General features: G+C 48.1%; 9 protein-coding genes and 1 tRNA gene. 7 read left to right on the plus strand and 3 right to left on the minus strand.

Going from position 1 to position 7204, the window contains the following annotated elements:
- Positions 1-182: 182 nt before the first annotated feature.
- Both proS and acpP read right to left on the minus strand, forming a co-directional pair.
- A complete protein-coding gene (proS, locus tag Q0L39_RS09700; protein WP_296628759.1) occupies positions 183-1619 on the minus strand; it encodes a proline--tRNA ligase in 1437 nt (478 codons plus the stop codon).
- A gap of 375 nt (positions 1620-1994) precedes the next feature.
- Positions 1995-2231, minus strand: coding sequence for an acyl carrier protein (acpP, locus tag Q0L39_RS09705; protein WP_296628760.1), 237 nt, complete (start codon positions 2229-2231; stop codon positions 1995-1997).
- Positions 2232-2558: 327 nt separating this feature from the next.
- Between acpP and Q0L39_RS09710 the strand changes: the two genes are divergently transcribed.
- A complete protein-coding gene (locus tag Q0L39_RS09710; protein ID WP_296628762.1) occupies positions 2559-3329 on the plus strand; it encodes a shikimate dehydrogenase in 771 nt (256 codons plus the stop codon).
- Positions 3330-3362: 33 nt separating this feature from the next.
- Positions 3363-3890 (plus strand): shikimate kinase, encoded by a 528-nt coding sequence (locus tag Q0L39_RS09715; protein ID WP_296628764.1) that lies wholly within the window; start codon positions 3363-3365, stop codon positions 3888-3890.
- Positions 3891-3984: 94 nt separating this feature from the next.
- On the opposite strand, the gene Q0L39_RS09720 is transcribed toward Q0L39_RS09715, so the two are convergent.
- A tRNA-Arg gene (locus Q0L39_RS09720) sits at positions 3985-4059 on the minus strand.
- 199 nt (positions 4060-4258) lie between these two features.
- Between Q0L39_RS09720 and Q0L39_RS09725 the strand changes: the two genes are divergently transcribed.
- The 5 genes from Q0L39_RS09725 to Q0L39_RS09745 are packed head-to-tail and all read left to right on the plus strand — an operon-like array spanning position 4259 to position 7176.
- Positions 4259-4678: an NUDIX domain-containing protein gene (locus Q0L39_RS09725; protein ID WP_296628766.1), complete on the plus strand. Its 420-nt coding sequence runs from the start codon at positions 4259-4261 to the stop codon at positions 4676-4678.
- A 16-nt stretch (positions 4679-4694) separates the two neighbouring features.
- Positions 4695-6059 (plus strand): potassium transporter TrkG, encoded by a 1365-nt coding sequence (locus tag Q0L39_RS09730; protein ID WP_296628768.1) that lies wholly within the window; start codon positions 4695-4697, stop codon positions 6057-6059.
- A 13-nt stretch (positions 6060-6072) separates the two neighbouring features.
- On the plus strand, positions 6073-6444 hold the full coding sequence (locus Q0L39_RS09735) for a hypothetical protein (protein WP_296628769.1): 372 nt from the start codon (positions 6073-6075) through the stop codon (positions 6442-6444).
- 29 nt (positions 6445-6473) lie between these two features.
- Positions 6474-7010 (plus strand): RNA polymerase sigma factor, encoded by a 537-nt coding sequence (locus Q0L39_RS09740; protein ID WP_296628771.1) that lies wholly within the window; start codon positions 6474-6476, stop codon positions 7008-7010.
- A complete protein-coding gene (locus Q0L39_RS09745) occupies positions 6994-7176 on the plus strand; it encodes a hypothetical protein (RefSeq protein ID WP_296628773.1) in 183 nt (60 codons plus the stop codon). The genes Q0L39_RS09740 and Q0L39_RS09745 overlap by 17 nt, the downstream gene beginning before the upstream one ends.
- The last annotated feature ends 28 nt before the right edge of the window (positions 7177-7204 follow it).

Below are 7204 nucleotides of genomic sequence, written 5' to 3' on the forward strand. Positions count from 1 at the left end.
AATTTTATGTTTTGTTGGTAAAAAAGAACGATGCCAGTCTTTCGACTCGACATCGTTCTTTTCGTTGTTGTTTCCAATCCTGCCAGACAGATGCCGTAAAATAGTAATTTTTTAGAATTACTGTCTTACGAGCACCCATCTAAGAAGGTGTGGCTTTTTGTATGTGCGGTAATCAATGACGATTAATATGCTTTGCCCCAGATAACCATGGATTTTGCAGGTTTTCCGCAGCAAACGCAGGTATCGGACAGGTGTTCCTGTGCAAATGGCATGCAGCGGGAGGATACGCCGGCAACCTCTTTGAGTTTTGCCTCGCATTCTGCATCTCCGCACCACATCGCTTTGATGAAGCCGGATTTCTCGTTTGCAATCTGGATCAGTTCCTCCAGATTGAGCGCAGACCAGGTGCGGTTCTCGCGGTTCTGGAGTGCTTTTTCATACATGCCGTCATGAACAACCTGCAGCAGCTCGGTAACTTTTGTTTCCAGTTCGTCCAGCGAAACAAAGGTCTTTTCACGGTTATCGCGGCGAACAAGAACACACTGGTTCTGCTCGATATCCTTTGGTCCGATTTCCAGACGCAGCGGAACGCCCTTCATCTCGTACTGAGCAAACTTCCAGCCTGGAGAGTTATCCGAGATGTCGATGTCGGTGCGGAACTGTTTTGCAAGGCGCTCCTTAACTTCCTGAGCCTTTTCGATAACGCCTTCCTTGTGCTGAGCAACCGGAATGACAACAACCTGGATTGGAGCGATCGCCGGCGGCAGAACAAGGCCGTTATCATCGCCGTGGGTCATGATGATACCACCGATCAGACGGGTGGAAACACCCCAGGATGTCTGATGTGGGGTCTGTGGTTTGTTTTCGCGGTTCTGGAACTCGATCTCAAATGCTTTTGCGAAGTGATCGCCGAAGTAGTGGGAGGTACCTGCCTGCAGGCTCTTGCCGTCGTGCATCATTGCTTCGATGGTGTAGGTAGCCTCAGCGCCGGAGAATTTTTCGGAATCGGTCTTTTTGCCGCGGACAACCGGCATAGCAAGCTGTTTCTCACAGAAATCAGCATAGATGTTCAGGATCATCTCGGTTTCGTCGATAGCCTCCTGAGCAGTCTCGTGCATGGTGTGACCTTCCTGCCAGAGGAACTCACGGGTGCGCAGGAATGGACGGGTGGTTTTTTCCCAACGAACAACACTGCACCACTGATTGTACAGCTTTGGCAGGTCACGGTAGGATTTGATGATGTTTTTATAGTGATCGCAGAAGAGGGTTTCGGAGGTTGGACGGACGCACAGGCGTTCTTCCAGCTCCTCAGAGCCGCCGTAGGTGACCCAGGCAACTTCTGGAGCAAAACCTTCGACGTGGTCCTTTTCCTTCTGCAGCAGGCTTTCAGGGATGAACAGAGGCATTGCAACGTTCTGGTGTCCGGTTCTTTTGAATTCAGCATCGAGCAGGTGCTGGATATTTTCCCAGATTGCATAGCCGTATGGACGGACGATCATGCAGCCTTTGACCGAGGAGTAGTCACAAAGTTCGGCCTTTTTGACGATATCGGTATACCATTTTGCAAAGTCGACTTCCATCGAAGTGATGTCTTCGACCATTTTTTTATTGTTTGCCATGAGGATATCTTCCACCTTTCTGTCGGTTTAAAACGATTGCGGCGCCGGAAAAACAGCTGTATTCCGGACGCAGGATGGGCCTGCCGGCAGTGTTTTGAGCGGACAAACGATACCGGCGCATGCTGGCACAAAAGCCTTTTGAGATGCGGCAAAGCGCACAAAAAAGAACAAGTTTATTATATTACCTTCCGAGGGGAAATTCAATAGAATTGCAGCGATTGGGCCATATTTGGGACAAACATCCATATTTTGATGGGAATCGTCTGCCTTTTTGGAAAGCTGCGAAAAAAGGACCGGAAAATCCGGTCCTTAAAAAGAATCTGAACTGTCAGATAAGATGTTGAGAAGCGACAGCCACAGCATAGCTTATCAAAACTATTCTGTTGCGCGATCTTCGACGTACTTGACGATGTCGCCAACTGTTCTAAGGTTCTCGATGTCTTCGTCCGGAATTTCGGTGTCGAATTCTTCTTCCAGAGTCATGACAAGGTCAACGATATCAAGGGAGTCAGCACCCAGGTCATCAATTACTTCGGATTCTTCTGTAACCTGCTCCTCATCCAGATCGAGCTGATCGCAGAGGATTTTTTTAACCTGTTCAAAAATATCCATTTGTTCCCCCTCCTTTCCTGCTACCAAAATCAGGTCTCCGTTTAAATGCCCGTGAAAGGCAAACGGATGCTGTGAATAAAAACTTTGTGCTCATAATAGATACTAGCTTATTTTTTATATCATGGAATGAGAATCATGTCAATATCTATTCCAGGATATATGGAGAGATTTTCAAAACTGTTCAAACAATTTGGTGAAGATTTGGAGGATTCTCCCCAAAAACTTGTCATCATCGCTTTAGTGTGGTATAGTGTTTGCAAAAGATTTTGTCAGGAGGCGGTATCCTGGTCGATGCCGTTTGTCCAAAGAAACAGGGGAGGAAACAGCATGAAACATTTTGCAATTTTAGGCTATCCGCTTGGACACACACAGTCGCCGCAGCTGCATCAGCGTCTGGCAGCGCAGCGCGGATGGGAGATCCAGTATGATATCTGCCAGATTCCGCCGGAGGAATTTGACCAAAAAATCGGGGAATTGTTTTTGCTCGATGGCTTTAATGTGACCATCCCTTACAAGGTGCGGATTATTGACCTGCTGGATGAGCTGGACCAGAGCGCCAAAAATCATGGGGCGGTCAATGTCGTAAAGATGCTGCCGGATGGACGGAAAATCGGCTACAACACCGACTGTATTGGATTTGTGCGCACCATGCAGCAGCACGACGTTGCACTTGCGGGAAGGGTCTGTGTGCTGGGTGCCGGCGGTGTAGGCAGAATGTTCGCTACCGAATGCGCACTGCACGGCTGTGATGTTGTGATGGCAGTCAAGGCAAAGAATATCCCGCAGGCCGAGGAAATTGCACAGCATATCCGCACACTGCGTCCACAGGCACAGGTGGAGGTGCAGGATATTGCCTCTCTCCATGGTGAATTTGCACTGATGATTAATGCAACCCCTTGTGGAATGTATCCGAATATGCAGGCAAGCCCGATTGATCCGGCGATCCTCAAGAAGGTGGAAACTGTCTTTGACTGCATCTACAATCCAGAGGAGACACTGCTGATGAAGCAGGCAAAGGAGGCCGGCTGCAAGACGGTGGGCGGCATGGAAATGTTGATCTATCAGGCAGAGGCGGCGCAGGATATCTGGGCAGAATAGATAAAGTGACAGAGCAGTAGAAGAGGTGAAATCATGGGACAGAAAGGTATACAGCAGATCCTGCTGTGCGGCTTTATGGGATGCGGAAAAACCAGCGTAGGACAGGCGCTGTCCTTTCAGCTGCGCTGGGAATTTCTGGACACCGATGCAATGATCGAACGGCGGCAGGGAATCAGCATCCCCGAAATCTTTGCTGCCCAGGGAGAGGAAGCCTTTCGCAAGATGGAGGAAGAGACAGCGCAGCTGTTGGGAAAACGAAAAAATGCGGTGATTTCAACCGGCGGCGGTTTCTTGATGCGGGAGGAAACAGTGCGGGCATTGCGCGAAAACAGCGGTGGTTTTGAAGCGATTGTACTGCTGGATTGCTCGTTTGAAACCTGCTATCAGCGCATCAAAAACAGCGACCGCCCTCTGGTGCGCAATAACACCAAAGAACAGCTCGAACAAATCTTTCGCCAGCGGCAGGAGAAGTACCGGCAGGCGGCAGATTTTGTGATTTCCAATGAGGAGTATGTGAGCAAGACGGTGGAGGAAATTTTGCGGGTGGTTCCCATCCTGTAATACTGATGCAGAAGGAGAGGAAACTCCCAATATTATCAGAATAAAAGGAAACAGGCTCTGAAAATCCTTGGATTTTCAGAGCCTGTTGTATCTTTGGCACCCCCTGCGAGAATCGAACTCACAACTAACCCTTAGGAGGGGTTTATTATATCCATTTAACTAAGGGGGCAAATGGTGATAGAACGATACAAGTTTACTATTTCGGGAAAGATTTGTCAAGTTTGGCGAGTAAAGAAGGCCAAAAACAAACAAAAGTTTGACAGACAACAAGGGAAAAAGAAAATCAGCCCCTTTTCTATTCGGTCAAAACGTGATATAGTAGTTGACATGCAGGAGCGTTTTACTAACAATCGAACAGGAGGGAAGCAATGAAGTTCGAGAAGTCCTGCGGCGCAATCGTGTATCGAAAAAACAGAAGTCAGATAGAATTGTTGTTGATAAAAAACCGATATGGAGGACACTGGTCATTTCCAAAGGGACATGTGGAGGGCCAGGAAACAGAAATACAGACTGCGCTGCGAGAGGTCAAGGAAGAAACAGGGATTGACATCAATATTCAAAAGGGATTCCGACAGATGGTGGAGTATTATCCCAAGCCGAATATCCGCAAACAGGTTGTTTATTTTCTTGGGGAGGCAAAGACCACCCAGTTTAAGCGTCAGGAAGAGGAAATCAGCCGCATTATCTGGACAGAAATCCACAAGGCTTATCACATGGTAACCTTTAAAAATGACAGGGATTTGATTTCCATTGCGATGCAGAATCTGCAAAAAGGATGTTCAGAGTAAAAAAAGGAGCGATCATATGACGAAGGTGAAAAAGAGGACGTCGAGTAATCCGGCCCGTATTATCTCGGGCAGCTTTGCAGCGGTTATTATCATTGGAGCCTTGCTGCTTTGGCTGCCTATTTCTTCAAAAAGCGGAGAGTTTACGCCGCTGCTCAGCTGTCTGTTTACATCGGCCAGTGCAACCTGTGTAACAGGACTGGTGCTGTACGATACCTATACCCATTGGAGCGGCTTTGGACAGGGCGTTCTGATGATGTTGATTCAGATTGGAGGTTTGGGTCTGGTGACCTTTACCTCATTTTTTAACCTGGTAGTTGGGCGCAAGCTCGGACTGCGCGGCATGAAGCTGGCATCCGAGTCGATCAACTCCACCAGCTTTGGTGATGTACCGCATCTGCTGCGAATGATTATCACCTTTACCTTGTCGGTGGAAGCAATCGGTGCGATCCTGTTGTCGCTATATTTTGTGCCAAGATACGGCCTTCTGGGAGTATGGATCTCGATTTTTCTGGCAGTATCCGCTTTCTGCAATGCTGGATTTGACATTCTGGGATTTCTGGGAGAATACACCTCGCTGACTACGCTCAATGACAGCTATCTGGTGATGTTCACCATTATGATGCTGATTGTGGTCGGAGGTCTGGGCTTCATCGTCTGGAACGATTTGATGGCCTATCGAAAAACAAAAACCCTGCTCTTACACACAAAAATTGTTTTGATGGTGACCATCTTCCTGATCATCATGGGTGCAATCTGTATTATGATGTTCGAATGGGACAATCCGGCAACATTAAAACAGCTGACGCTCAAGGAGAAAATCAGCGCCGGCTTTATGCAGTCGATCACCATGAGAACCGCGGGATTCAACTCGATTGATCTCTACTCGATGCATGACTCAACCAAGCTGTTTTCGATTGTATTGATGTTCATTGGTGCAGCACCAGGTTCTACCGGCGGCGGTATCAAGGTTACGACCATTGCTGTCATCATCATGACCGCAGTTTCCAGTATTCGCGGCAAAGAGGAACCCTACATGCTGGGACGACGTTTGGCGCCGAGTGTCATCTACCGTTCCATCGCCATTTTGTTTTTGGGTGTGGTTGTGGTCAGCACAACGTCGATTGTTCTGATGACCACCTGTCCACTGGAAGAAAATGCACTGAGCGGCGTTGATGCTGTGTTTGAAGCGGTATCAGCCTTTGCAACGGTTGGCGTATCCAGCGGTGTGACCACAGTTTCCTCTAAGTTTGCACAGGTTGTATTGATCTTGAGCATGTTTATCGGGCGAGTGGGACCGGTATCCTTCGGTATGTCGCTGGCAGCGCAGAAGGGAGTCAGCCGAAAGCTGATTGCGCCGGAAGGAAAGCTGATTGTCGGTTAGGCGGCTTGAAGCCGTGGACAGTTCGCGTTTTAGCTTTTCTAAAGAGGAAAGCAAGAGCTCGCGAACAAGCATGGCGCGCAACGTGCAGAGCGAAGATGTTGGGCTTGAAGCCGCAGACAGTTCGCGTTTTAGCTTTCCTGAAGAGGAAAATAAGAGCTCGCGAACAGGCATAGCGCGCAACGTGCAGAGCGAAAATGTTGGGCTTGAAGCTGCAGACAGTTCGCAACCTAGCCTTTCTAAAGAAGAAAGAAAGAGTAAGCAAAAAATTGAAAATAGTTTTGCATCGGGAGAGCCAAAGGAGTTTGGTTCTCCCGATATTTTTTCAGAGTATCTTGTGAAAAAAGTTTGCCAAAATGCAACCTTTTCCTTTGGAGCGACAATATAAAGGCAGAAGGTAATGAAGGAGGCGAGGAGATGGAAGCGGCGGTTGTATCCGAACTGGTGGACCAGTATGGCGCAGATGTCATGCGATTTTGCAGGAAACTGACATTGTGCAGCATTGATGCAGAGGACCTATATCAACAGACCTTCTTAAAATTGATGGAAATGAAAATTAATATCCGCAAGGAGGAAAATCCGCGTGCATTGCTATTTGCGGTGGCAAATGGTATCTGGAAAAATGAGTGTCGCAAGCTGCTGCGAAGGGCACATATTGCGCCCAGTGTCAGCATTTCACAAATGGAGGAGGAAGAGCGGCAGCCTTCGGATGAGGCGGACACGCAAAAGCAGGTATTCGGAAGGATGCAGAGAGAGGCGTTATTGGCGGCGGTGCAGAGATTGGAAATGAAATATCGGATACCAATTTTGCTGATGTACAGTTTTGGAATGAAGGTCGATGAGATTGCAAGGGTGGAACATCTGCCCAGAGGAACAGTAAAGAGTCGATTGAATCGTGCAAGAAAGCAGCTTCGCAGAGAAATGGAGGAACGAGGATATGGCACAGAGGAGTGAGCACGAGATGGAAGCTTTGCTGCGGGATGCACTGCAGCCGGAGGTTTTGGATGAACAGCAACTGATTCGTCAAAATAACCTTTTGAAGATCCAGCTGGTGAAGAAAGAACAGACCAGAGAGGTGACCAACTATAGGAAGTCAAGTCATTTGCGAAGAAATTTTTAGTGACGAAAAAAGAGCGCAGGAAAGCAAA

Origin of the sequence: uncultured Negativibacillus sp. (assembly GCF_944388365.1) — a bacterium.
Lineage (GTDB): Bacteria > Bacillota > Clostridia > Oscillospirales > Ruminococcaceae > Negativibacillus.